Origin of the sequence: Bosea beijingensis, from assembly GCF_030758975.1 — a bacterium.
GTDB classification, from domain to species: domain Bacteria; phylum Pseudomonadota; class Alphaproteobacteria; order Rhizobiales; family Beijerinckiaceae; genus Allobosea; species Allobosea beijingensis.
On the sequence record NZ_CP132359.1, the window covers coordinates 2,268,629 to 2,289,788 of the forward strand.

The 21,160-nt window shown below is 66.2% G+C and carries 24 protein-coding genes and 1 riboswitch; of the genes, 6 read left to right on the forward strand and 18 right to left on the reverse strand.

Annotated elements, in window-relative coordinates; genetic code table 11:
* Positions 1-19: 19 nt before the first annotated feature.
* Together Q9235_RS10920 and rnhA are read left to right on the forward strand one after the other, a co-directional pair.
* Complete coding sequence (locus Q9235_RS10920; RefSeq protein WP_306227142.1) at positions 20-985, forward strand: homoserine kinase; 966 nt, start codon at positions 20-22, stop codon at positions 983-985.
* Positions 982-1,428, forward strand: coding sequence for a ribonuclease HI (rnhA, locus tag Q9235_RS10925; RefSeq protein WP_306227145.1), 447 nt, complete (start codon positions 982-984; stop codon positions 1,426-1,428). Before Q9235_RS10920 ends, rnhA begins: the two co-directional genes overlap by 4 nt.
* A 19-nt stretch (positions 1,429-1,447) precedes the next feature.
* Here the strand turns inward: rnhA and Q9235_RS10930 are convergent, their stop codons facing one another.
* From Q9235_RS10930 to Q9235_RS10945, 4 genes are all read right to left on the reverse strand, one after another.
* The gene (locus Q9235_RS10930; RefSeq protein ID WP_306227147.1) at positions 1,448-2,230 is read right to left on the reverse strand and encodes a GNAT family N-acetyltransferase; all 783 of its coding nucleotides are present in this window, start codon (positions 2,228-2,230) and stop codon (positions 1,448-1,450) included.
* 20 nt (positions 2,231-2,250) lie between these two features.
* Complete coding sequence (locus Q9235_RS10935) at positions 2,251-2,700, reverse strand: GNAT family N-acetyltransferase (protein ID WP_306227148.1); 450 nt, start codon at positions 2,698-2,700, stop codon at positions 2,251-2,253.
* A gap of 73 nt (positions 2,701-2,773) precedes the next feature.
* Entirely contained in the window at positions 2,774-3,004 is a 231-nt protein-coding gene (locus Q9235_RS10940) for a hypothetical protein (RefSeq protein WP_306227150.1), read from the reverse strand.
* A 124-nt stretch (positions 3,005-3,128) separates the two neighbouring features.
* Positions 3,129-3,398 (reverse strand): hypothetical protein, encoded by a 270-nt coding sequence (locus Q9235_RS10945; protein WP_306227153.1) that lies wholly within the window; start codon positions 3,396-3,398, stop codon positions 3,129-3,131.
* A 207-nt stretch (positions 3,399-3,605) separates the two neighbouring features.
* On the opposite strand from Q9235_RS10945, the gene Q9235_RS10950 reads away from it, so the two are divergent.
* Positions 3,606-3,809, forward strand: coding sequence for a hypothetical protein (locus Q9235_RS10950; protein ID WP_306227157.1), 204 nt, complete (start codon positions 3,606-3,608; stop codon positions 3,807-3,809).
* 132 nt (positions 3,810-3,941) lie between these two features.
* Here the strand turns inward: Q9235_RS10950 and Q9235_RS10955 are convergent, their stop codons facing one another.
* Positions 3,942-4,427 (reverse strand): peroxiredoxin, encoded by a 486-nt coding sequence (locus tag Q9235_RS10955; RefSeq protein WP_306227160.1) that lies wholly within the window; start codon positions 4,425-4,427, stop codon positions 3,942-3,944.
* Between the two features lie 53 nt (positions 4,428-4,480).
* Entirely contained in the window at positions 4,481-5,344 is an 864-nt protein-coding gene (locus tag Q9235_RS10960) for a protein-disulfide reductase DsbD domain-containing protein (protein ID WP_306227163.1), read from the reverse strand.
* Between the two features lie 259 nt (positions 5,345-5,603).
* Between Q9235_RS10960 and Q9235_RS10965 the strand changes: the two genes are divergently transcribed.
* Positions 5,604-6,215 carry a YqgE/AlgH family protein gene (locus tag Q9235_RS10965; protein ID WP_306227165.1) on the forward strand — a complete coding sequence of 204 codons (612 nt, stop codon included), beginning with the start codon at positions 5,604-5,606 and terminating at the stop codon, positions 6,213-6,215.
* Between the two features lie 86 nt (positions 6,216-6,301).
* Here the strand turns inward: Q9235_RS10965 and Q9235_RS10970 are convergent, their stop codons facing one another.
* The 12 genes from Q9235_RS10970 to coxB form a co-directional block, all read right to left on the reverse strand.
* Positions 6,302-9,241, reverse strand: a complete 2,940-nt coding sequence (locus tag Q9235_RS10970; protein WP_422678310.1) for an EAL domain-containing protein — start codon at positions 9,239-9,241, stop codon at positions 6,302-6,304.
* 77 nt (positions 9,242-9,318) lie between these two features.
* On the reverse strand, positions 9,319-9,918 hold the full coding sequence (locus Q9235_RS10975) for a GNAT family N-acetyltransferase (protein WP_306227168.1): 600 nt from the start codon (positions 9,916-9,918) through the stop codon (positions 9,319-9,321).
* 6 nt (positions 9,919-9,924) lie between these two features.
* Positions 9,925-11,232 (reverse strand): M16 family metallopeptidase, encoded by a 1,308-nt coding sequence (locus Q9235_RS10980; RefSeq protein ID WP_306228212.1) that lies wholly within the window; start codon positions 11,230-11,232, stop codon positions 9,925-9,927.
* A 29-nt stretch (positions 11,233-11,261) separates the two neighbouring features.
* The gene (thrC, locus tag Q9235_RS10985; RefSeq protein ID WP_306227170.1) at positions 11,262-12,677 is read right to left on the reverse strand and encodes a threonine synthase; all 1,416 of its coding nucleotides are present in this window, start codon (positions 12,675-12,677) and stop codon (positions 11,262-11,264) included.
* A gap of 71 nt (positions 12,678-12,748) precedes the next feature.
* Positions 12,749-13,507 carry an SURF1 family protein gene (locus Q9235_RS10990; RefSeq protein WP_306227173.1) on the reverse strand — a complete coding sequence of 253 codons (759 nt, stop codon included), beginning with the start codon at positions 13,505-13,507 and terminating at the stop codon, positions 12,749-12,751.
* A gap of 5 nt (positions 13,508-13,512) precedes the next feature.
* Positions 13,513-13,887 (reverse strand): DUF983 domain-containing protein, encoded by a 375-nt coding sequence (locus tag Q9235_RS10995; protein WP_306227175.1) that lies wholly within the window; start codon positions 13,885-13,887, stop codon positions 13,513-13,515.
* Between the two features lie 141 nt (positions 13,888-14,028).
* The gene (locus tag Q9235_RS11000) at positions 14,029-14,883 is read right to left on the reverse strand and encodes a cytochrome c oxidase subunit 3 (protein ID WP_306227178.1); all 855 of its coding nucleotides are present in this window, start codon (positions 14,881-14,883) and stop codon (positions 14,029-14,031) included.
* Between the two features lie 54 nt (positions 14,884-14,937).
* Positions 14,938-15,549 carry a cytochrome c oxidase assembly protein gene (locus tag Q9235_RS11005; protein ID WP_306227180.1) on the reverse strand — a complete coding sequence of 204 codons (612 nt, stop codon included), beginning with the start codon at positions 15,547-15,549 and terminating at the stop codon, positions 14,938-14,940.
* The gene (locus tag Q9235_RS11010; protein ID WP_306228488.1) at positions 15,549-15,722 is read right to left on the reverse strand and encodes a hypothetical protein; all 174 of its coding nucleotides are present in this window, start codon (positions 15,720-15,722) and stop codon (positions 15,549-15,551) included. The genes Q9235_RS11005 and Q9235_RS11010 overlap by 1 nt, the downstream gene beginning before the upstream one ends.
* The gene (locus Q9235_RS11015; protein WP_306227183.1) at positions 15,719-16,663 is read right to left on the reverse strand and encodes a heme o synthase; all 945 of its coding nucleotides are present in this window, start codon (positions 16,661-16,663) and stop codon (positions 15,719-15,721) included. Before Q9235_RS11015 ends, Q9235_RS11010 begins: the two co-directional genes overlap by 4 nt.
* Positions 16,664-16,898: 235 nt before the next feature.
* Positions 16,899-18,521, reverse strand: coding sequence for a cytochrome c oxidase subunit I (ctaD, locus tag Q9235_RS11020; RefSeq protein WP_306227186.1), 1,623 nt, complete (start codon positions 18,519-18,521; stop codon positions 16,899-16,901).
* A 19-nt stretch (positions 18,522-18,540) separates the two neighbouring features.
* Positions 18,541-19,419 (reverse strand): cytochrome c oxidase subunit II, encoded by an 879-nt coding sequence (coxB, locus tag Q9235_RS11025; RefSeq protein ID WP_422678311.1) that lies wholly within the window; start codon positions 19,417-19,419, stop codon positions 18,541-18,543.
* Positions 19,420-19,767: 348 nt separating this feature from the next.
* On the opposite strand from coxB, the gene Q9235_RS11030 reads away from it, so the two are divergent.
* Positions 19,768-20,274, forward strand: coding sequence for an invasion associated locus B family protein (locus Q9235_RS11030; protein ID WP_047574150.1), 507 nt, complete (start codon positions 19,768-19,770; stop codon positions 20,272-20,274).
* Positions 20,271-20,870, forward strand: a complete 600-nt coding sequence (locus Q9235_RS11035) for a hypothetical protein (protein WP_306227188.1) — start codon at positions 20,271-20,273, stop codon at positions 20,868-20,870. Before Q9235_RS11030 ends, Q9235_RS11035 begins: the two co-directional genes overlap by 4 nt.
* A gap of 76 nt (positions 20,871-20,946) precedes the next feature.
* Positions 20,947-21,037: riboswitch (glycine riboswitch) on the forward strand.
* Positions 21,038-21,160 lie beyond the last annotated feature (123 nt).

Sequence of the window (21,160 nt, forward strand, 5' to 3'; positions counted from 1 at the left end):
CCAGCAGAAGAGTGCGATCGTGGCCGTCTATACCGAAGTACCCGATGACGAGATGGCCGCCTTCGTGGCGCGCTACGGCATCGGCGAACTCCTCTCCGCCAAGGGCATCGCCGAGGGCGTCGAGAACTCGAACTACCTGATCCGCACCACGCAGGGCGCCTTCATCCTCACGCTTTACGAGAAGCGGGTGAACCCGGACGACCTGCCGTTCTTCCTCGGCTTGATCCAGCATCTCGCCTCGCGCGGGGTGATTTGCCCGCAGCCGGTCAGCGACAGCCGCGGCGAGATGCTCGGCCAGCTTGCCGGCCGCCCTGCCGCGATCGTCACCTTCCTCGACGGTCTCTCGGTGCGCCGCCCGACATCCGCCCATTGCCAGGAACTCGGCCGCGGCCTCGCCCTGCTGCACCAGGCCGGCGCCGATTTCGTGATGGAACGGGTCAATGCGCTCTCCGTGCCGGGCTGGCGGCCGCTGGCCGAGCAGGCCGGCGCTGATGCCGACAAGGTCTCGCCCGGCCTCGCGCGTCGCGTCGCCGCCGAGATCGCCGTGCATGAGGCGAGCTGGCCGCAGGGCCTGCCGCGCGGCGTGATCCATGCGGATCTCTTCCCGAACAACGTCTTCTTCATCGGCGACCGGCTCTCGGGCCTGATCGATTTCTATTTCGCCTGCACCGATGCCTATGCCTATGACCTCGCGATCTGCCTGAACTCCTGGTGCTTCGAGGCCGACGGCTCGTTCAACCTGACCAAGGGCCAGGCCATGCTCGCCGGCTACGAGAGCGTCCGGCCCCTGAACGAGGCGGAGGTCGAGGCGCTGCCGCAGCTCTGCCGCGGCTCGGCGCTGCGCTTCCTGCTGACGCGCCTGGTCGACTGGCTCAACGTGCCGCCCGGTGCCTTGGTCAAGCCGCATGACCCGCTCGAATACGATCGCAAGCTCGCCTTCCACCAGCGCGTCGCCGACGCTCGCGAATACGGATTGAAGCGGTGAGCGATACGGTCGAAGTCTGGACGGATGGCGCCTGCTCCGGGAACCCGGGCCCCGGCGGCTGGGGCGCGATCCTGACCTTCAACGGCATCGAGAAGGAGCTCTCCGGCGGCGAGGCGCAAACCACCAACAACCGCATGGAATTGATGGCGGCGATCGCGGCACTGGAGGCGCTGAAGCGGCCCGTCACGGTCGCGCTCCACACCGACAGCCAATACCTGCGCCAGGGCATCACCGGCTGGATTCATGGCTGGAAGAAGAACGGCTGGAAGACGGCCGATCGCAAGCCAGTCAAGAATGCCGAGCTCTGGCAGCGTCTTGAGGCCGCGCTCGGCCGCCACAAGATCGAGTGGAAATGGGTCAAGGGCCATGCCGGCGACGAGATGAACGAGCGTGCCGACGCCCTCGCACGCGCCGGCATGGCGCCGTTCAAGCCGGGGCGCTGACCTTCGCTGCTCCCTGCGCTTAGCGCTCATGCAGGTAATGGGTCAGGCGCAGGAGCGGTTGCATGCCGAGCGCTTCGGCCAGCCGGATCGAGGCGGTGTTGTCCTCGTGGACCTGATAGCGGGCCAGCAAATCGCGCCGCGCCAGCTCACCGAGCGCTGCGCCGACGACGCGTGATCCAAGGCCGCGCCCGCGCTGCTCGGGTCGCGTGACCACGCCGCCGATTTCCCAGACTTTGGTGTAGCTCTCGAAGGCGAAGCAGACGGAGAGCGGCTGATCGCCCGAGCCGACCCTGCACGTGAAGGCGCGTCCGCTTGCCAGCAGCGGCGCGAGCCAGTCCCGCGCGTGATCCTGCGTGCGATAGAGCGCATACATGGCATCCGTGGCACTCTCCGCGACGAGGACGCCGTCATAGCCGGGAACGCACTCGGGCGAGGCAAAGGAAAGGAAGCTGGTCTTGCGTGCGAGCGGATAGTGCCGCTGGACGAGGTCGTAGTCGGCCGTGCCGCTCAGCTTGAAGACGATGCCGCCCGTCGTCGGAAGTTCGCTCAGGAGCGCTTCCGTGAGCGCGACGTCTTCGCTGCGCATGAGGGCGGCATGGGCCGCGGTCGGGTAGGTCTTGCGGTCGTAAACGCTGGCTGCGGTATCGAGCAGGACGAGCGTCGCCGCGCCGGCCGGCGACAGCCGCTGAAATGCCCGTGTGTTCTGCGGAAAGGCCGCGAGATGCTTCAGCAGCACGACATTGTCGAGCGGATCGCCAGCGAGCCGCTCGATGATCTCGCCCCTGTCCCGGATTGCGATCATGCGCGCTCCGGCCGAGGCTTTCAGCCGAGCGGCTGGCGGTAGACGATGAAGCCGGACTTGTCGGCGACCTTGTCGTAGAGCGCCTGTCCCTGCAGGTTGGATTCATGCGTCTGCCAGTAGACGCGGTAGCAGTTCTTGGCCCGCGCCATCTGGTTCACGGCCTCGATCAGCTTGCGGCCGACACCGGTGCCGCGCGATTCCGGCACGGTGAACAGGTCCTGCAGATAGCAGATCGGCTTCTCGCTCCAGGTCGTGCGGTGGAGCACCCAGTTGACCATGCCGAGCGGCTTGTCGCCCTCGAAGGCGAGGAAGCCGCCCATCGGCTCCTCGCCGCCGGTCAGGCGCCCGAAGGTGATCGCATCGATCTCCGGCGGCAGCGTCGCCTTGTAGAAGGTCAGATAGCCATGCCAGAGCGGCGTCCAGGCCTCCCGGTCGGTGGCGGCAAGCGGGCGAATGGTGATCTCGGCCATCGGTATTCTCCTCCGGCCCGGAAGCTAGCCGGGGCTTCACGGCTTGTCTCATGACAAGCGCAGATCGGATCGATCAGTGGGGTTGGTCTGACGCCAGGAAGCGCTCGACAGCGCTGGCGCTCAAAGCCTGAGCGGAATCCTCTCTCCAGAGATCGAGAATGATGCCTGCCAGGCGGGCTCTCGCCCGCCTCTGCTGCTGGCCACCGACGGTGTTCACGCTGTTCACCGCCATCCAGGCGGCGTCGAAGGCGCGAGCCAATTTTGCCAACTCTGCAGGTTCGACAACGAAGCCTTGAAACGGCATATCCTCTCTCCATGCGCCGGAGAAGTGGAGCAGCTTAAGAGGCGGTGCATTCCTCGCAATGTCAAAAGCTAGGTCCGCTTACGACCCAATTCAGAACTTCCGTGCAACGCGACCTAGGCCAGCGCTACTGCACGACCGATGCCGTCGCTCGGTTGATGAGCTGCTGCAAAACGTGCTCCAGTTCATACTGATCGGCACCGTATGCGCCGATTTCTCCTAGCGTCGGATACGTAGAAACGTTGTAGCCGTCCTCAATGTCGTTGTACCAAATGACTGAGGCGCCAAATATCGCTACGACCCAGAAGCCGCCGCCAAGCTCGCCCAGCGGGCTGAGTTCCCATTTTCTCGGAGTGATGGCGATGCACCTCCAGACGAGGAGCTGTGCTGCAGGCATGCGAGCCTCGGCAGCTCCAATGTTGCCTCGAATGAAGTCCTCGCTTGCTGGCGACCAATTCGTCATCGTTCTCATCAACTCCGTGCATGTCTCCTAGCGACCCGTTTCGTTCGTTCGATAGACCGCCGGCGCTTACATAGCGTCGAGAGCTAACCAAGCAGGCGATTATTGCTATTATGCGATGGGAATTGGGATGCGGATCGCCATATGACTGAAAATGGAAAAAAGAGAGCTGGCCGCCTAGCTCGGGAAGGCGCGGACATTCAAAAGTTTGTGCAGCAATATGCACGCAAGGCGCATCCGGGCTGGGATCCGAATGACCGTGGATACGATCGGCGGCTTGAAGCCAAGATAAGACGCATGGACCCGGAAAAGCTGGATGCGCTTCTTCGTGACGCCGAGTTGGAGTGACTATCTAGTTTTACCAGCGCGACATCTAAGTCCGCTATCGACCCAGTGCAGCCTCGCTTTACCTGCCCAGCCAACAAAAAAAGCCCGCGCAGCGGCTGCGCGGGCTCCAATCTCTCTCCGTGCCCTTAAGGCTCAGAGCTTGGCGAGCATCGCCTCGGCGCCGGAGACTTCCGCCTTGCCGGCGGCTTCCTCGACATTGAGAACCTTCACCGCGCCGTCCTCGACCAGCATCGAGTAGCGCTGCGAGCGGGTGCCGAGGCCGAAGCCCGAACCGTCGAGCGACAGGCCGATCTCCTTGGCGAAATCGGCATTGCCGTCCGAGAGGAACTCGATCACGCCGGCGCCGCCGGTCGCCTTCGACCAGGCGTCCATGACGAAGACGTCGTTGGTGCTGGTGACCATGATGGCGTCGACGCCCTTCGCCTTGATCTCGGCCGCCTTCTCCAGGAAGCCCGGCAGATGGTTGCGATGGCAGGTCGGGGTGAAGGCGCCGGGCACCGCGAAGAGCACCACTTTCTTGCCGCTGAACAGGTCGTCGGTCGTGCGCGCGGCCGGGCCGTCGGCGGTCATGACGCGGAACGTCGCCTGGGGAAGCTTGTCACCCACTTTGATGGTCATGAGCCTGTCTCTCCGTGAAGCCTGCGGCCAACCGGGCCGCCCGGCCTGACGGATTAGGGCTTGCCGGCGGGGATGTCGAGTTCCAGTCGTGTCTCGATTGGCCGCGGCCTGCCGCGCACCGTGAAGATCAGCGGGATCGGGCCGGCCGCACCCTTCGGCCGCTCGTCGATGCGGATCTGGGCGAGGACCGTTCCGTCTGCCTGCGGCGTCAGCCGCGACCTGCCGAAGGACCACATGCCCGAGCCCTCGACGAAGATATCCTCGATCCGGCCTTCCGGCGGTGGCTGCAGGATGAGGCGCAGGCCCGGATCGACCACGCTGTCGTCGGGGCCAGCCTCGACGATCGCGATCTTCTCCTTGTGCGCGCCGGGCTTGGCGGAGACCGGCACGCGCGCCTCGTAGTCTTCGAGGCGCGGCGAGGTCACCGTGGTCACGCCGGGTTCGAGCCACAGGCTCGCCTCGCCCTTGGCGGGAATGCAGATCTTCTCGCAGACGGCATAGTCGAGTTTCAGCACGACCAAGACGGGCCGCGACGGATCGACAGGCTGGACGGAGATCGGGATCACGACCTCGCCGACATAGCCGATGGAATAGCCGGCCGAATCCTGGAAGCGCTCCGGCACCGGCCAGCGCACGTCGAGCCCGCCGATATTGGTCGAGCCCGACCAGTCGAAGGCCGGCGGCACGCCGAACTGGCCGGGGCTGCGCCAATAGGTCTTGTAGCCCGGCGACATCACGATCTCGACGCCGACGCGCTGCTTGCCCGTCGCGGTGGTCGGCCCGGCGATCAAGCGCAACCTGGCATGCTCGCTAGACGACCACGGCGAGGTGGCGGCCTCGTTTGCCGCTTCCTGCGCGCGGGCGGCGGGGCCGAGCGTCAGCGGCAGCAGGGCCAGCAAGGGAAGAATGCGGTTCACGGCCCAGCCTTTAGCGATTGCGAGCCTGAAAAGCGAACAAAACCTGTCTTGCTCCGCCGGGCGGCACCTGTGCGACATGTCGCCAACCTCGCGCAGGAATGGGGCACAATCGCGGTGACGACGGTTCGGGCCGCCACGGCCGTGTCGCCGCACGCGAATGTGATCCGCATGGCCTGGTGGCGGAGCGTGAGCGCGCTGCAGAGAGGGCGACTTCAGCCAAGCCTTGCCGACCCTCCCCGACAGCCTCTAGCATGGCATCATGAAAATCGGCTCACAATCGCGCGCCGGCGGCCGCAGCTATCTCGATGGGCAATGCCTGATCGCGATGCCGGGCATGGCCGATACACGCTTCAGCCGCAGCGTCGTCTATGTCTGCGCCCATTCCGAGGATGGGGCGATGGGCATCATCGTCAACAAGCCGGCGGGCGACACGAAGTTCCCGGAGCTGCTGGTCCAGCTCGACGTGATTCCCTCCGAGGAGGTGATCCGCCTGCCGAGCCGGGCCGAGCGAATGCAGGTGCTGCGCGGCGGCCCGGTCGAGACCAAGCGCGGCTTCGTCCTGCATACCGCCGATTTTTTCCTGGAATCGGCGACCCTGCCGATCGATGAGGGCATCTGCCTGACGGCGACTCTGGATATCCTGCGCGCCATCGCCACCGGTGAAGGGCCGGAGAGTGCCGTGCTGGCGTTGGGCTATGCCGGCTGGGCCGCAGGGCAGTTGGAGGCCGAGATCCAGTCGAATGGATGGCTGCATTGCGCCGCCGATCCCGAACTGCTCTTCGATGACGGCGTCGAGACCAAGTACCAGCGCGCGCTCGGCAAGATCGGCATCGACCCGGCCTTCCTGTCGCGCGAGGCGGGGCACGCCTGAGGAACTGTCCTATTGTCATTCCGGGTTCACGCCTGCGGGCGCCCCGGAATGACAAAGCTCGTGCTCGAAACTCAGCGATCGGTTGTCTAAGCCGCCTCGGTCGTCGCCGCCGCCGCTGCGCCCATCAGGCGCCGCGCTTCCGCCGCCGTCATCGGCTGGCCGAAGATGTAGCCCTGCGCGTACTGGCAGCCGAGCTGGTAGAGCTCGATCGCATCCGACTCGCTCTCCGCGCCCTCGGCGACGACATCCATGTGGAGGTCGGCAGCGAGCTGCACGATCGAACGCAGGATCACCGGCGGGCGGCCATTGCCCATCTGGCGCACGAAGCTCTGGTCGATCTTGATCGTATCGAACGGGAAGCGCTGCAGATAGGACAGCGACGAATAGCCCGTGCCGAAATCGTCGAGCGAAAGGCCGGCGCCGAGATCGCGGATGCGCTGCAGCATCTGCGCGGCATATTCCGGGTTCTCCATCACGAGGCTCTCAGTGATCTCGAGCTTGAGCGTGCCCGGCAGCACGCGCCGGCGCCCGAGCACGGTCTTCACGTCGTGCAGCAGGTCGTGGCGCAGCAATTGCCGGCTGGAGACGTTGACGCTGGCGAAGATCGGCGGGTCGACTTCCAGCGCTGCCTGCCAAGCCTCCAGCTCGCGTGCCGTCTTGTCCATGACATAGACGCCGAGATCGACGATCAGCCCGGTCTCCTCGGCGATGGCGAGGAAGTCCTGCGGCATCAGGCGGCCTTCGCGCGGATGGTCCCAGCGCACCAGCGCCTCGAAGCCGGCGATGGTGCGGTCCTCCAGCCGGACGATCGGCTGGTACATGACCTGAATCTCGTTGCGCTCGATCGCGCGGCGCAGGTCGCTTTCAAGAGCGAGGCGGTCGTTGCGGTCGGTCCGCATCGCCGGCACGAAGACCTCGATCTTGTTGCCGCCCTGGCGCTTGGCATGGGCCATGGCGAGCTCGGCATTCTTCAGCGCGTCTTCCTTGCGCGAGGCCGGCGCCGGGTCGAACAGGGCGAGCCCGATCGAGGGCGTCAGCACGATCTCGCGCTCGGCATAGGTGATCGGCGTCGAGACGGCGCGGCGCACCAGCTCGGCCAGCGCCAGGATGCGCTCGGGGTCGCGCTCGGAGACGAGGATCATCGCGAAGGTGTCGCCGCCGATGCGGGCGAGCGTGTCCTGTGCCCTGAGCAGGCGTCCCAGGCGCCGCGCCAGCGTCAGCAGGATCGAATCGCCGGCCGAGAAGCCGACCGATTCGTTGACCTGCTTGAAGCGGTCGACATCGATGACGAGCACGGTCGGGCGGATATTGTCGTCGGCGCGGGTGAAGCCGAAGATCGCGCCGAGCCGGTCCTGGAACAGCTTGCGATTGGGCAGGCCGGTCAGGTTGTCGTGGACGGCGTCGTGCAGCAGGCGCTCCTGCGCGGTGCGCTGCTCGGTGACGTCGGCGAGCGTGCCGATGACGCGGATGACTTCGCCGTCCGAGCCGATCACCGGACGCGCCTTGACGTTGATCCAGTGATAGGCGCCGCTGGCGGCGCGCAGGCGCAGGTCGAGATTGAGCTTGCCGCGGCGCTGCTCCAGCACGGCATCGAGCGTGACGCGATAGCGATCGCGGTCGGCGACATGCATGTGCTCCAGCCAACGCGCGGCCGAGCCTTCGAGCGAGCCTTTGGGCAGGCCGAGCAGCGTCTCGATCTGCGGGGAGACGAAGACCTTGTCGGAAGAGACATCCCAGTCGAAGACGAGATCGCCCGAGCCCGACAGCGCGAGCGCCCGGCGCTCCGTATCCGAGACCAGCCCCTGCGAGATCGCACCGCCCGCGAAGGCATGCTGGATCACGGTGAAGCCGATCAGCAGCACGATCAGGACAAGGCCGCCGAGCAGGGCAGGCGCGACCAGATCGCGCTGGAACTGCCCGGTCACGGTGAAGCTCGCGGCGGTGACCCAGACGGCGAGCAGGAACCAGGTCGGGATCAGCATCACCGCGCGCTCGTAGCCATGCGTGGCGAGATGCACGACGAGGATGAAGCCGATCGCCGCGACCGCCGCGATCGAGATGCGAGCGATGCCGGATGCCATCGGCGCGTCGAAGACCGCAAGCCCGATCAGCCCGGCGAGGCCGAGGATCCAGAGCGCGGTGACATGGCCGTAGCGCACATGCCAGCGCGACAGGTTGAGATAGGCGAAGAGGAAGACGAGCAGCGTCGCGGCGAGCACGACCTCGGCGCCGGCCCGGTAGATTCGCTCGATCGCGGGCGTCAGCGGGAACAGTCGCTGGAAGAAGCCGAAATCGAGGCCGGCATAGGCCAGCACCGCCCAGGCGAGCGCCGCGGCGGCCGGGAAGATCACCGCGCCCTTGACCACGAAGATAATGGTCAGGAAGAGCGCCAGCAGGCCGGCGATGCCGATGATGATGCCCTTGTAGAGCGTCAGGCCGTTGGTCTTTTGCCGATAGGCTTCGGATTCGTAGAGGTAGAGCTGCGGCAGGTTCGGCGACTTGAGCTCGGCGACGAAGGTTACGGTCGTGCCGGGGTCGAGCGTGATCAGGAAGACGTCGGCATCGGGGCTGGCTTCGCGGTCGGGCGCGAGGCCTTGGCTCGCCGTCACCGCCTCGATGCGCTTGTCGCCGAGATCGGGCCAGATCACGCCGGAGCCGATCAGCCGGTGGAAGGGCGCGACCAGCAAACGGTCGATCTGCTCGTCGGAATCATTGGTGAGCGCGAAGACGATCCAGTCCGGGCGTGCTCCGGCCTCACGCGCCTTGACGGCGATGCGCCTGACGATGCCGTCCGGCCCCGGCGCGGTCGAGATCTGGATGACGTCGCCGTCCGACTTGTTGCGCTCGACGACATTGGTCAGGTCGATGACGGGTGCGTCGACTGGGACGCGTACCGGCTCGACGGCCTGGGCCGGGAGGGCGGCCGCGCAGAACCACAGGACAAGGCCGGCCAGGGCGAGGCCGACCCGGAAGATGCGCTCGGAAATGGACAAGCTGTGCTCGGCTATCAGGCGGGAAGCGATCATTCGAAGTTTAACGAAAAGCCCTATCGGCCGCTCATGGCAAGGGCAAGGCGGAGCGGGCCTGTGATCAACCGCCGCAGTCACGGCCTGTTTCCTGGCAAGCTGTCGGTGGAAAGCGCGGCATAGAGCAGGTGATCGGCCCAGTTGCCGTTGATCTTGAGATAGGCCCGCGCCAGCCCCTCATGCTGGAAGCCGACACGCTCCAGCAGGCGCCGCGACGGCTCGTTGTTGGGCAGGCAGGCGGCCTCGACGCGGTGCAGGGCGAGATCGGAGAAGGCGAAGCGCACGGCGCCGCGCACGGCCTCCGTCATATGGCCCTTGCCGGCATGGCGCCGACCCATCCAGTAGCCGAGCGTGCAGGCCTGCGCGACGCCGCGCCGGATCAGCCCGAGGGTGAGGCCGCCGATCAGGGTTTCCGTGCCCGTCTCGAAGATGAAGAGCGAATAGGCCTCGTCGGTCGAGATCTCGCGGGCGGCGCGCTTGGCACGCAGGCGGAACGAGGTGCGGGTCAGGTCGTCCTCGTTCCAGGTCGGCTCCCAGGGCGTCAGGAACTCGCGGCTTTCCATGCGCAGCACGGCCCAGGCCGTATGGTCGCTGGCCTGGGGTGAGCGCAGATAGAGATTCGGCGTCCGGATCAGCGGGCGGCTCGGCGGCTCGCTCGGGAAACGGAAGAGCGCCATCGCCGGTCAGTCCGCCGCCCGGGCCGCGTGGCGCAGGCGCTTGGCCGGCGGCAGCCCATGGGTCGGGCCCACCGCCGCGATCGTCGGCTGGTGCCCGAGCAGCGAGCGGCCGGCGGCGCGCACGTCGTCGAGCGTCACCGCATCGAGCCGGGCGGCCAGTTCCTCGCGAGGGATCGCCCGATTGAACAGCAGCACCTGCCGCGCCATCTGCTCCAGCTTGCCGCCGGGGCTTTCGAGCGACGCCAGCAGCCCGACCTTCATCTGGGCGCGGGCGCGGGCGACTTCCGCTTCGCTCACATCCTCCGCAGCCTGGCGCAGGCAGCCGAGTGCGACCTCGATCAGTTCGCCCGCATCCTCCGGCGCCGTGCCGGCCCCGATGCCGAAGACGCCGCAATCGGAGAAGGGCCAGTGGAAAGCGTCGATCGCATAAGCGAGGCCGCGCTGCTCGCGCACCTCCTGGAACAGGCGCGACGACAGGCCGCCGCCGAGAACCGAGGCGAAGATCTGCAGCGCGTAATGCTGGCCGCCCTTGAACGGCAGGCCGGGCAGGCCGAGCACGAGATGGACCTGTTCCTCGTCGCTGCCGATGCGGGCTTCGCCGCCGCGATATTCACCGCCCTCGCGGGGGAGCGGTGTGGCGGGTATCGGGGGCAGATTCGACAGATGCTCCCTGGCCAGCGCCACGAGCTCGTCATGGTCGACGGCGCCTGAAGCCGCGAGCACCATGTTGCCGGCATGGTAGTTGCGGGCGAGATAGGCGCGGATCGCATCGGGCGTGAAGCCCTTCACCGTCTTGGCTGTGCCCAGGATCGGTCGGCCGATCGGCTGGTCAGGGAAGGCGGCCTGCAGGAAGCGGTCATAGACGAGATCGTCCGGCGTATCCTGAACGGCCGAGATCTCCTGCAGGATCACACCCTTCTCGCGCTTCAGCTCCTCCTCCGTCAGGGACGGCGAGGTGATGATGTCGGCGAGGATATCGACGGCGAGGCCGAGATCCGAGCCGAGCACGCGGGCGGTGTAGCAGGTGTACTCGACGGAGGTTGCGGCATTGAGATCGCCGCCGACGCTCTCGATCTCTTCGGCGATCTGGAGGGCGCTGCGCCGCGCCGTGCCCTTGAACGCCATGTGCTCGAGCAGATGCGCGAGGCCATGCTCGTTCGGCAATTCGTCGCGCGCGCCAGCGCCGATCCAGATGCCGAGCGAGACGGTCGCGGCATGGTCCATGCGCTGCGAGACGACCCGCAGGCCCGAGGGCAGGGCGGTCAGCGCAACATCGGGGTCGTGTCGACCCTCGGCCCGGGCAGGCGCGGCCAACTCATGCTCCTCGACCGGCGGGGTCGCGCTCACGCTGCCGCCCCGCGCACGGCCCGCGCATGCTTGCGCACGAAGGCCTCGATCTTGCCGAGATCGTTCGGCAGCAGCGTCACGCGCTCCTTGCGCTCCATCAGGTCGGCGAGATGGGCGGGAAGCGCCGGCTCGACCCCGCTCGCCGCCTTCACTGCCGCCGGGAACTTCGCGGGATGGGCCGTGCCGAGCACGATCATCGGCGTGGCCGGGTCGCGCTTCAGCGCCTGGCGCGCCGCGCCAACGCCGATCGCGGTATGCGGATCGAGCAGATAGCCGGCCTCGGTCCAGCTCTTCCTGATCTCGCTGGCGATCTCGCCTTCGCTTTGAGAGGCCGCGTCGAACTCATTGCGGATGCGCTGGAGCGCTTCGCCCGCGATCTCGAAGCGACCGGATTGCTGCAAGGACTGCATCAGCCGGCGCACGGCAGCGCCGTCTCGGCCATGCGCCTCGAACAGCAGGCGCTCGAAATTCGAGGAGATCTGGATGTCCATCGATGGCGAGGTCGTCGCCTGGACGCCGCGCATCTCATAGGCGCCCGTCTCCAGCGTGCGCGCCAGGATGTCGTTGCTGTTCGTCGCGATGCCCAGCCGTTCGATCGGCAGGCCCATCTGCTTGGCGACCCAGCCGGCGAGGATATCGCCGAAATTGCCGGTCGGGACCGTGAAGGAGACCTTGCGACCCGGCCCGCCCAGCGAGACGGCCGCCGTGAAATAATAGACGACCTGCGCGGCGATGCGCGCCCAGTTGATCGAATTGACGCCCGACAAGCCAATCTCGTCGCGGAAGGCGTGATGGTTGAACATTGCCTTCACGAGGTTCTGGCAGTCGTCGAAGGTGCCCTCGACCGCGATGGCATGGACGTTGTCGGCATCGACCGTGGTCATCTGCCGGCGCTGCACATCCGAGACGCGGCCCTGCGGGTAGAGGATGAAGACGTCGACGCTCTTCAGCCCTTTGAATGCGTCGATCGCCGCGCCGCCCGTGTCGCCCGAGGTTGCGCCGACGATGGTGGCGCGCCGGCCACGCTGGCCGAGCACATGGTCCATCAGGCGCCCGAGCAACTGCATCGCCACGTCCTTGAAGGCGAGCGTCGGGCCGTGGAACAGCTCCAGCACGAAGAGATTGTCGCCGATCTGCGTCAGCGGGCAGACGGCCGGATGACGGAAGCCGGCATAGGCCTGCTGGATCATGCCGGAAAGCGCGCCGCTCTCGATGTCGCCATCGCTCAGCGCACCAAGCACGCGCTCGGCCACCGCCGTATAGGGTTTCCCTGCGAAACCGGCGATCTCCGTGGCGGAGAGTTTGGGCCAGCTCTGCGGCAGGTAAAGTCCGCCGTCGCGGGCGAGCCCGGTCAGCAATGCGTCGGAAAAGCTCAGCGCCGGGGCTTCACCCCGGGTGGAAACATGCAGCACGATCTTGGCCTCGGTGATCTCAGCCTGATGCTATAGGCCCCTCCGGCGCATTCGGCAAAACCGTTGCGCGGTCAGCCTGTCGTCGTGTTCCTGCGGGTCTGCCAGACCCAGGCCGCGAACACCCCGAGCAATGTCAGCGCCAGCCCGAACCAGGTCAGCGCATATTGCAGGTGGTTGTTAGGAATCCGTCCGATCAGTTCGCGCACATCGACGCCGGCCGGTGGGGTCATGCCGTCGCCATCGCGGGCCGCTTCCAGGTAGAATGGCGCCGGCGGCTGGCCGAGCGAGGCTGCGATCGCGGCGGGATCGCGCGTGTAGAACTCGCGGATCGCCGGCAGGTCCTGTGGCGTGAAGCTGTTGCGGGCTTCCGGCGCCCGCAGGAAGCCTGTGATGGTATCGGGGCCGCTGGCCGGCCCGATCTGGCCGAGCCGGCCTTCCGGCACGAAGCCGCGATTGACCAGAACGATGCCGCCATCCTCCAGCTTGAACGCCTGGAAGATCCAGCGCCCGAATCCGGAGAGCTGCCGGCTGCCGGGCGGTCCGGCGGCGATGGTCGTGCGCACCCCGGCGATGCGGTCGTCGATATAGCTGCCCCTGGCGGCGACATGGGTCAGGTCGAGGGCGGCCGGGTCGAGCTTCGTCCAGTCGGCGCGCGGCGGCATCGGCGCCGGAGTCCCCGCAGCCTCCCGCTGCAGGCGCTCGATATAGGCGTGCTTCGTGCCCATGCGCTCGAGCTGCCACGCCCCGAGCATGCACAGCACCAGGGTGGCGACGATGGTCAGCAGCGTCGGCAGCAGCAGGCCGGGCTTGCGGGGGGCGGGGGTCGACACGGCGGTCACGGTGCGCGAATGCCTTCTTCGGCCTTGTGGGCAAATTGCAGCGCAACCGCCAGACCCTTCATCGGCCGGAGCAGGCCTAGGCAGAGCACGACGGCGAGCGGCAGCCAGATCATGAGATGCAGCCAGATCGGCGGCTCGTAGGCGATTTCGACATAGAGCGCCGCGCCCAGCACGACGAATCCGGCGATCAGCATGATGAAAACGGCCGGGCCATCGGCCGAGTCGGCGAATTTGTAGTCGAGCCCGCAGGCATTGCAGCTCGGCCTTAGCTTGAGGAAGCCGTCGAACAGGGCCCCCTCGCCGCAGCGCGGGCAGCGTCCTGCGAGCCCTGTCGAATAGGGAGAGGGGAGGGTAGTTTCAGGAACGGCCATCGCAGCCTCCCAGAGCATAGGCCCGAAACGTGGAATGCGGTCTTCGGAAAAGCCGATGCGAAATCAAAGGGTACAAGTAGGAAAGGCGGCCTGCGGCCGCCTTTCTGAGATTGACCGCGAGACGCGGTGGCGGGTGCGGGATCAGGCGGCCGGCACGCCGCCGCCCCAGACATAGATCGCGGCGAACAGGAACAGCCAGACCACGTCGACGAAATGCCAGTACCAGGCGGCGAACTCGAAGCCGAGATGCTGCTCCGGCTTGAAGTGGCCGAGATAGGCCCGGTACAGGCAGATCGCCAGGAAGATCGTGCCGATAATGACGTGGAAGCCGTGGAAGCCCGTCGCCATGAAGAAGGTGGCGCCGTAGATGTTGCCCTTGAAGGCGAAGGTGGCGTGGACGTACTCGTAGCCCTGCGTGATCGTGAACAGCACGCCGAGGATGACGGTCAGCCACAGTGCTTGCTTCAGGCCGGCGCGATCGTTGTTGAGCAGCGCGTAGTGCGCCCAGGTCACGGTCGTGCCCGAGGTCAGCAGGATCAGCGTGTTGAGCAGCGGCAGATGCCAGGGATCGAAGGTCTCGATGCCCTTCGGTGGCCAGCTACCACCGGTGAAATCGTAGCGGAGATAGTTGATCTGCTCGCCGGAGAACAGGCTGGCGTCGAAATAGGCCCAGAACCAGGCGACGAAGAACATCACCTCGGAGGCGATGAACATGATCATGCCGTAGCGGTGATGGATCTGGACGACGCGGGTGTGATGGCCCTCGCGTTCGGCCTCGCGAATCACGTCCATCCACCAGGCGAGCATGGTGTAGAGCACGCCGAGCAGGCCGACGCCGAAGACCAGCGGGCCGATATGCATGCCGCCGACCGGCAGCGCCTTCATCCACATCACCGCGCCGATCGCCATGATCGTCGCGCTGGCCGCGCCGACGAGCGGCCACGGGCTCGGATCGACGAGGTGGTAGTCGTGGTGCTTCGTATGGGCCCCGGCCATCGTGTTCAGTCTCCGCGTACGGCGTCTTGTCCGCGCTTTTGATCTAGCGTGGTTCTACAGTTTCGAATTGCCCGCGTCACCCTTGACGGGGTCGCCCTTGTCCTCCGCGACGGGCTGGCCCGACTTGGAGGCGAAATAGGTGTAGGACAGCGTAATCGCGTGAACCCCGTCGAGCTCGCGGTTTTGGGCGATTTCGGGGTCGATATAGAATACCACAGGCGCCGTGAAGCTCTCGCCGGGCTTCAGCGTGTGCTCGGTGAAGCAGAAGCACTGGATCTTGACGAAGTACGCGGCGCTCTTCTCGGGAGCGACATTGTAGCTCGCGATGCCCGTGACCGTGCGGTCCGAGCGATTCGTCATCTTGTAGAACACCGTCTGGGTCTCGCCGACCCTGGCCTTGATCTCCGGGCTTTCCGCCTCGAATTTCCAGCCGAGCCCGGGCGCGACATTGGCGTCGAAGCGCACCGCGATCGTTCGGTCGATGATCTTGTCGGCCCCGGCCGTTCCGGTCATCGGCGTGCCGCCGAAGCCGGTGACCTTGCAGAACAGGTTGTAGAGCGGCACCGCCGCGAAGGACACGCCGAGCATGCCGAAGGCGACGCCGGCGCAGATCAGCGCGGTGCGGGCCGGATTGACTTTGCGTGATTGCGGGACAGGCGTCGTCATCACAGCGGCCGGTTCAGGATCGCGGGGCCGGTCTTCACCAGCGTCACCACGAAGAAGAAGATCACGAGCCCACCGAGCACCAGCGCCAGCGCTATCGAGCGGCGGCGGCGGCGCGCCATGTCCTCGGGCGAGAACGGGATGGACGAGGTCTGCCGCGGATTCTGGTCGCTCATCCCAGCACCTTCGGCAGAGCCCACATCAACCCGAAGCCATTCTCGACGATCAGCACGGCGAACAGCAGGAACAGGTAGAGGATCGAGAAGCCGAACAGCGACCAGCAGGCCTTGGTCGCGGCCGGTCCTTCGGTCCGCAGCCAGACCTGGATCGACAGGCCGATCATGACGAGGCCGGTCGAGACCGATACGGCGAGATAGAGCAGGCCGCCGAAGCCCATCAGCGCGGGCAGGACCGCGACCGGCGCCATGATCAGCGAATAGAACACGATCTGCCGGCGGGTAGCAGTGGGGCCGGCGACATTCGGCATCATCGGGATGCCCGCGCGGGCATAGTCGCCGGATTTCACCAGCGCCAACGCCCAGAAATGCGGCGGGGTCCACAGGAAGATGATCGCGCACAGCACGATGGAGTGCCAGCCGAAATCGCCGGTCACGACGGCCTCGCCGATCATCGGCGGGAAGGCGCCGGCGGCGCCGCCGATCACGATGTTCTGCGGCGTCCAGCGCTTCAGCCACATCGAATAGACGACGGCGTAGAAGAAGATGGTGAAGGCGAGCATCGCAGCCGCCAGCGCGTTCGCGACGAGACCGAGCACCAGAACCGAACCGATCGAGAGCGTCAGCCCGAAGGCCAGTGCCTCCGAAGGCAGCACGCGGCCCGACGGGATCGGGCGCTTGGCGGTGCGGCTCATCAGCGCGTCGATATCGGCGTCGTACCACATGTTGAGGCAGCCGGACGCGCCGGCACCGACGGCGATCGCCAGCAGTGCGGCGAGGCCCAGGACGGGATGCACCGAACCCGGTGCGGTCGCCATGCCGGTCAGTGCCGTCACGATGACCAGCGACATCACGCGCGGCTTCAGCAGCGCGAAGAAATCGCGCGCTTCGCCGGAGGAGGCTGTCAGGCTCTCGGTGCGGGTCTCGAACGCAGCAGACATCAGTCCAATCGTCTTCGTACTCTTGTGAACGGCGCCCATGGGCGCAGGGTATTCGCGGCCGGATGTGCCGCCCGTCTCCGGAACGCCCATCGGGGCGCTCGGGGGAAGGGCGGCGGCGGGCCATCGAGGCTCGCCGCCTCAAGACCGAAAAGTGGAACCCACTTTTCGGAAAAATCAGATGCTTCAGCAACTAGCGAGATCATCGCGCGTCCATCGACGCGCGATGATCGAAGTATCAGTGGTCCGAGCCGGTGATGCGCGGCAGCGTCTCGAACTGGTGGAACGGCGGCGGCGAGGACAGGGTCCACTCCAGAGTCGTCGCACCTTCGCCCCACGGATTGTCGCCGGCGAGCTCCTTCTTCGTGAAGGCGACGATGACGCCGTAGAAGAAGATCAGCAGGCCGAAGGCGAAGATGTAGGAGCCGATCGACGACCAGAATTGCCAGCCGGCGAAGGCATCGGGATAGTCGACATAGTGACGCGGCATGCCGGCGAGCCCGAGGAAGTGCTGCGGGAAGAACAGCAGGTTCGCGCCGACGAAGGCGACCCAGAAGTGCAGGCGGCCGATCCAGTCCGGGATCACGTAGCCGCTCATCTTCGGGAACCAGTAGTAGAAGCCCGCGAAGATGCCGAACACGGCGCCGAGCGACAGCACGTAGTGGAAGTGGGCGACGACGTAGTAGGTCGCGTGCAGCGAGCGGTCGACGCCGGCATTGGCCAGCACGACGCCGGTGACGCCACCGACGGTGAACAGGAAGATGAAGCCCATCGCCCAGACCATCGGCGCGGTGAAGCGGATCGAGCCGCCCCACATCGTCGCGATCCAGGAGAAGATCTTGATGCCGGTCGGCACTGCGATGACCATCGTCGCGAACACGAAATAGCGCTGCGTGTTGAGCGACAGGCCGGCGGTGTACATGTGGTGCGCCCACACGATGAAGCCGACGACGCCGATCGCGACCATGGCGTAGGCCATGCCGAGATAGCCGAAAATAGGCTTCTTCGAGAAGGTCGAGATGATGTGGCTGACGATGCCGAAGGCCGGCAGGATCATGATGTACACTTCGGGGTGGCCGAAGAACCAGAACAGGTGCTGGTACAGGATCGGGTCGCCGCCACCGGCCGGGTCATAGAAGGTCGTGCCGAAATTGCGGTCGGTCAGCAGCATGGTGATCGCGCCGGCGAGGACCGGCAGCGACAGCAGCAGCAGGAAGGCGGTGACCAGCACGCCCCAGGCGAACAGCGGCATGCGGTGCATGGTCATGCCCGGCGCGCGCATGTTCAGGATCGTGGTGATGAAGTTGATCGCGCCCAGGATCGAGGCCGCACCGGCAAGGTGCAGCGACAGGATGCCGAAGTCGACGGACGGGCCGGGGTGGCCGGTCGTGGAGAACGGCGGATAGATCGTCCAGCCCGTGCCGACGCCCTTGGCGCCCGGCGCACCTTCGACGAACATCGAGATGATCATCAGGATGAAGGCGGCGACCGTCAGCCAGAACGAGATGTTGTTCATGCGCGGGAAGGCCATGTCCGGCGCGCCGATCATCAGCGGCACGAACCAGTTGCCGAAGCCGCCGATGACCGCGGGCATGACCATGAAGAAGATCATGATCAGGCCGTGGCCGGTGACGAAGACGTTGTAGCTCTGGCCGTTGGCGAAGATCTGCAGGCCGGGCTGCTGCAGCTCGATGCGCATCATGATCGAGAGGAAGCCGCCGACCAGCCCCGCCATGATCGAGAAGATCAGGTAGAGCGTGCCGATGTCCTTGTGGTTGGTCGACAGGAGCCACCGGCGCCATCCGGTCGGATTGGCGTGATGGGCCTCGTCATGGCCGTGGGCGTGAGCCGCTGTTGCCATCTTTCTTCTCCTCGGCGACTTACTTGGACGCGGCAGCGAACTTGCTGCCCGCGTCTTCGGCATTGGCGAATTTCTGCTTCGCTTCCGCGAGCCAGGCGGCATAGCGCTCCTGGCTGACGACGCGGACGGCGATCGGCATGTAGGAGTGGTCCTGGCCGCAGATGAACGAGCACTGGCCGTAATAGATGCCTTCGCGCTCGGCCTTGAACCAGGTTTCGTTCAGGCGACCGGGAATGGCGTCGATCTTGATGCCGAAGGACGGAACCGTGAACTTGTGGATGACGTCGGAGGCGGTGACCTGGACGCGGACGATCTTGCCGATCGGGACGACGGCCTCGTTGTCGACGGCGAGCAGGCGCGGCGCCTCGGCCTCGGCGATGCGCTTGCTGGCGATCGCCTTGGCGCGGTCCTCTTCGTTCAGCATCAGCGAATCGAAGGTGAAGCCGCCGTTCTCCTTCGGGTACTCGTAGGTCCAGCGCCACTGGTTGCCGGTGACCTTCAGGGTCATGTCGGCCTGCGGCACCTCGAGCTGCAGCTTGAGCAGGCGGAAGGATGGGATCGCGATGACGACGAGGATGAGGACCGGGATCACCGTCCAGCATACTTCGAGCAGGGCGTTGTGCGTGGTCTTCGACGGGACCGGGTTCGCCTTCTCGTTGAAGCGGAAGACGACATAGATCATCAGCCCGAGCACGAAGAGCGTGACGATGGTGATGATGACGTTCAGCCAGTCATGGAACCAGTGGATGAACTCGGCGACCGGGGTCACCGCGCCCTGCAGGTTCATCTGCCAGGGGGAGGGCATGCCGGTGCCGGCGATCGCCGGGACGGTCGCCAGCGCGCCGACGGCAAGGGCCGTGGCGGCCGCTGTTGCAAAAGTCCTGCTCAGAAATCGCATCGATCCGACATGCTCCTCAATCAACCTGCATGGGAACCGACCGGCCTTGCCCCACGCATGAAGGGGCGACCGCGAAGTCGCCTCATTCTTCGAGATTGCGATAAATCAAAGATCACGCTTGCGCCAGAGGGGCAATGAAGACTGCCCCCATCCACCATGCGGCATAATCGCACGAGGCCTTGAAGTCGGCTGCGAACGGCTGTGCTGCCTTGACAGGACCCACCCTGCATGGTCCGAACGCATTTTATGTTGAGGAGCGGCGGGATTCTCTGGCGCGGTCGGCGTTTTGCCCGAATTCTGCGCTTCTGCTGCGGTTCAAGGTCCGGTTTGTAAGGGATGGCAGGGATGATGAGGATCATCGGAGCGCTGGGCGCGCTGGCGCTGGCGCTCATGGGGACGAGCCTCGCCGCCGGCTCCGCTTTCGCGCAGGGCGCGGTGCGCTCCACACATGGCGACTGGCAGATGCGCTGTGAGGTGCCGCCCGGCGCGAAGGCCGAGCAATGCGCGCTCGTGCAGAACGTCGCGGCCGAGGATCGGCCGAATCTGACGCTGCTCGTCATCGTGCTGAAGACGGCGGACCAGAAGAGCCGGCTCCTGCGCGTCGTCGCCCCGCTCGGCGTGCTGCTGCCTTCGGGCCTCGGCCTCAAGATCGACGACAAGGATATCGGCCGCGCCGGCTTCGTGCGCTGCCTGACCACCGGTTGCGTCGCCGAGGTCGTCATGGACGATACCCTGCTCGGCCAGCTCAAGGGCGGAAAGAGCGCGACTTTCATCGTATTCCAGACGCCGGAAGAGGGGGTGGGCGTGCCCGTCTCCCTCAATGGCTTCGGCCCGGGCGTGGAGGCGCTGCCGTGATCGATCAAACTCTTCGCCAGGGCCGCTGGCTCGCCTTGCCGCTGCTGTGCCTCGGTCTTGCCGGCTGCGGTTCGGGCTCGTCCTCTTCCGCGGGCAACACCGCGCTCAACGTCATCATGTTCCAGTCCGCTACGCCGCCGCCGGCCGATCAGTTGCCGAAGGACGACGAGGATGGGACTCTGGTCTGCCCCGACGTCATCATTGCCGATGGCGGCGCCGCGATCCGCGCTCAATCCGGGCAGGATTCGAGCGGCCTGCGCTACCAGATCTCGATCGCCAATGTCGCGCGCCAGTGTACGGCGACGGGCAACGGTGCCTTCGCTCTCAAGGTCGGCGTCGAGGGCAGGGTGCTGCTCGGCCCGGCTGGCAGCCCCGGCAATTACGGCGCGACCCTGACCACCACCGTGACGCGCGCCAACAAGGTCATCGGCAAGCGCAGCGCGCGTGTCGGCGCGGCGATTCCGTCCGGCCAGAGCGGCGCCGACTTCACCCATATCGAGGACGGCATTCTGGTGCCGGCCGGCCAGGGCGATGTCGAGATCTTCGTCAGTCTGGGTGGCGGCGGGCCTGCAGCGCCGGCACGCCGGCGTCGCTGACAAAGCTGCTTTGCCGTGAAAGACAATGGCGCGCCGATTGACTCGGTCGGCGCGTCTTGTATCTGTGCCCTAGCCGCATATCCCCGCGGGAGAGACCGGGCTTCGAGCCCGGCGCCGAAGGCGCAACCGCCCCGGAAACGCTCAGGCAAAAGGGCCGCTGGGGATTTGGCGCTCTGGAAAGCGGCGGGCAGCGATGCCCGCCCACCGACGGGTGTAACTCGTGCGATCTTATGGGTCGGGCGGGGAAATCTCTCAGGTGCCGAGACAGAGGGGGCGCGTTCCGGACACTA

Coding starts and splice junctions, on each gene's coding strand:
- Q9235_RS10955 (WP_306227160.1), bottom strand. CDS start 4,427: ATGACCATCAAAGTGGGTGACAAGCTTCCCCAGGCGACGTTCCGCGTC.
- Q9235_RS11000 (WP_306227178.1), bottom strand. CDS start 14,883: ATGGCCGGGGCCCATACGAAGCACCACGACTACCACCTCGTCGATCCG.
- Q9235_RS11015 (WP_306227183.1), bottom strand. CDS start 16,663: ATGTCTGCTGCGTTCGAGACCCGCACCGAGAGCCTGACAGCCTCCTCC.
- Q9235_RS10970 (WP_422678310.1), bottom strand. CDS start 9,241: ATGATCGCTTCCCGCCTGATAGCCGAGCACAGCTTGTCCATTTCCGAG.
- Q9235_RS10930 (WP_306227147.1), bottom strand. CDS start 2,230: ATGATCGCAATCCGGGACAGGGGCGAGATCATCGAGCGGCTCGCTGGC.
- Q9235_RS11030 (WP_047574150.1), top strand. CDS start 19,768: ATGAGGATCATCGGAGCGCTGGGCGCGCTGGCGCTGGCGCTCATGGGG.
- Q9235_RS11010 (WP_306228488.1), bottom strand. CDS start 15,722: ATGAGCGACCAGAATCCGCGGCAGACCTCGTCCATCCCGTTCTCGCCC.
- Q9235_RS10945 (WP_306227153.1), bottom strand. CDS start 3,398: ATGCCTGCAGCACAGCTCCTCGTCTGGAGGTGCATCGCCATCACTCCG.
- Q9235_RS10975 (WP_306227168.1), bottom strand. CDS start 9,918: ATGGCGCTCTTCCGTTTCCCGAGCGAGCCGCCGAGCCGCCCGCTGATC.
- Q9235_RS10940 (WP_306227150.1), bottom strand. CDS start 3,004: ATGCCGTTTCAAGGCTTCGTTGTCGAACCTGCAGAGTTGGCAAAATTG.
- Q9235_RS10965 (WP_306227165.1), top strand. CDS start 5,604: ATGAAAATCGGCTCACAATCGCGCGCCGGCGGCCGCAGCTATCTCGAT.
- ctaD (WP_306227186.1), bottom strand. CDS start 18,521: ATGGCAACAGCGGCTCACGCCCACGGCCATGACGAGGCCCATCACGCC.
- Q9235_RS10935 (WP_306227148.1), bottom strand. CDS start 2,700: ATGGCCGAGATCACCATTCGCCCGCTTGCCGCCACCGACCGGGAGGCC.
- Q9235_RS11005 (WP_306227180.1), bottom strand. CDS start 15,549: ATGACGACGCCTGTCCCGCAATCACGCAAAGTCAATCCGGCCCGCACC.
- Q9235_RS10950 (WP_306227157.1), top strand. CDS start 3,606: ATGACTGAAAATGGAAAAAAGAGAGCTGGCCGCCTAGCTCGGGAAGGC.
- coxB (WP_422678311.1), bottom strand. CDS start 19,419: ATGCGATTTCTGAGCAGGACTTTTGCAACAGCGGCCGCCACGGCCCTT.
- Q9235_RS10995 (WP_306227175.1), bottom strand. CDS start 13,887: ATGGCCGTTCCTGAAACTACCCTCCCCTCTCCCTATTCGACAGGGCTC.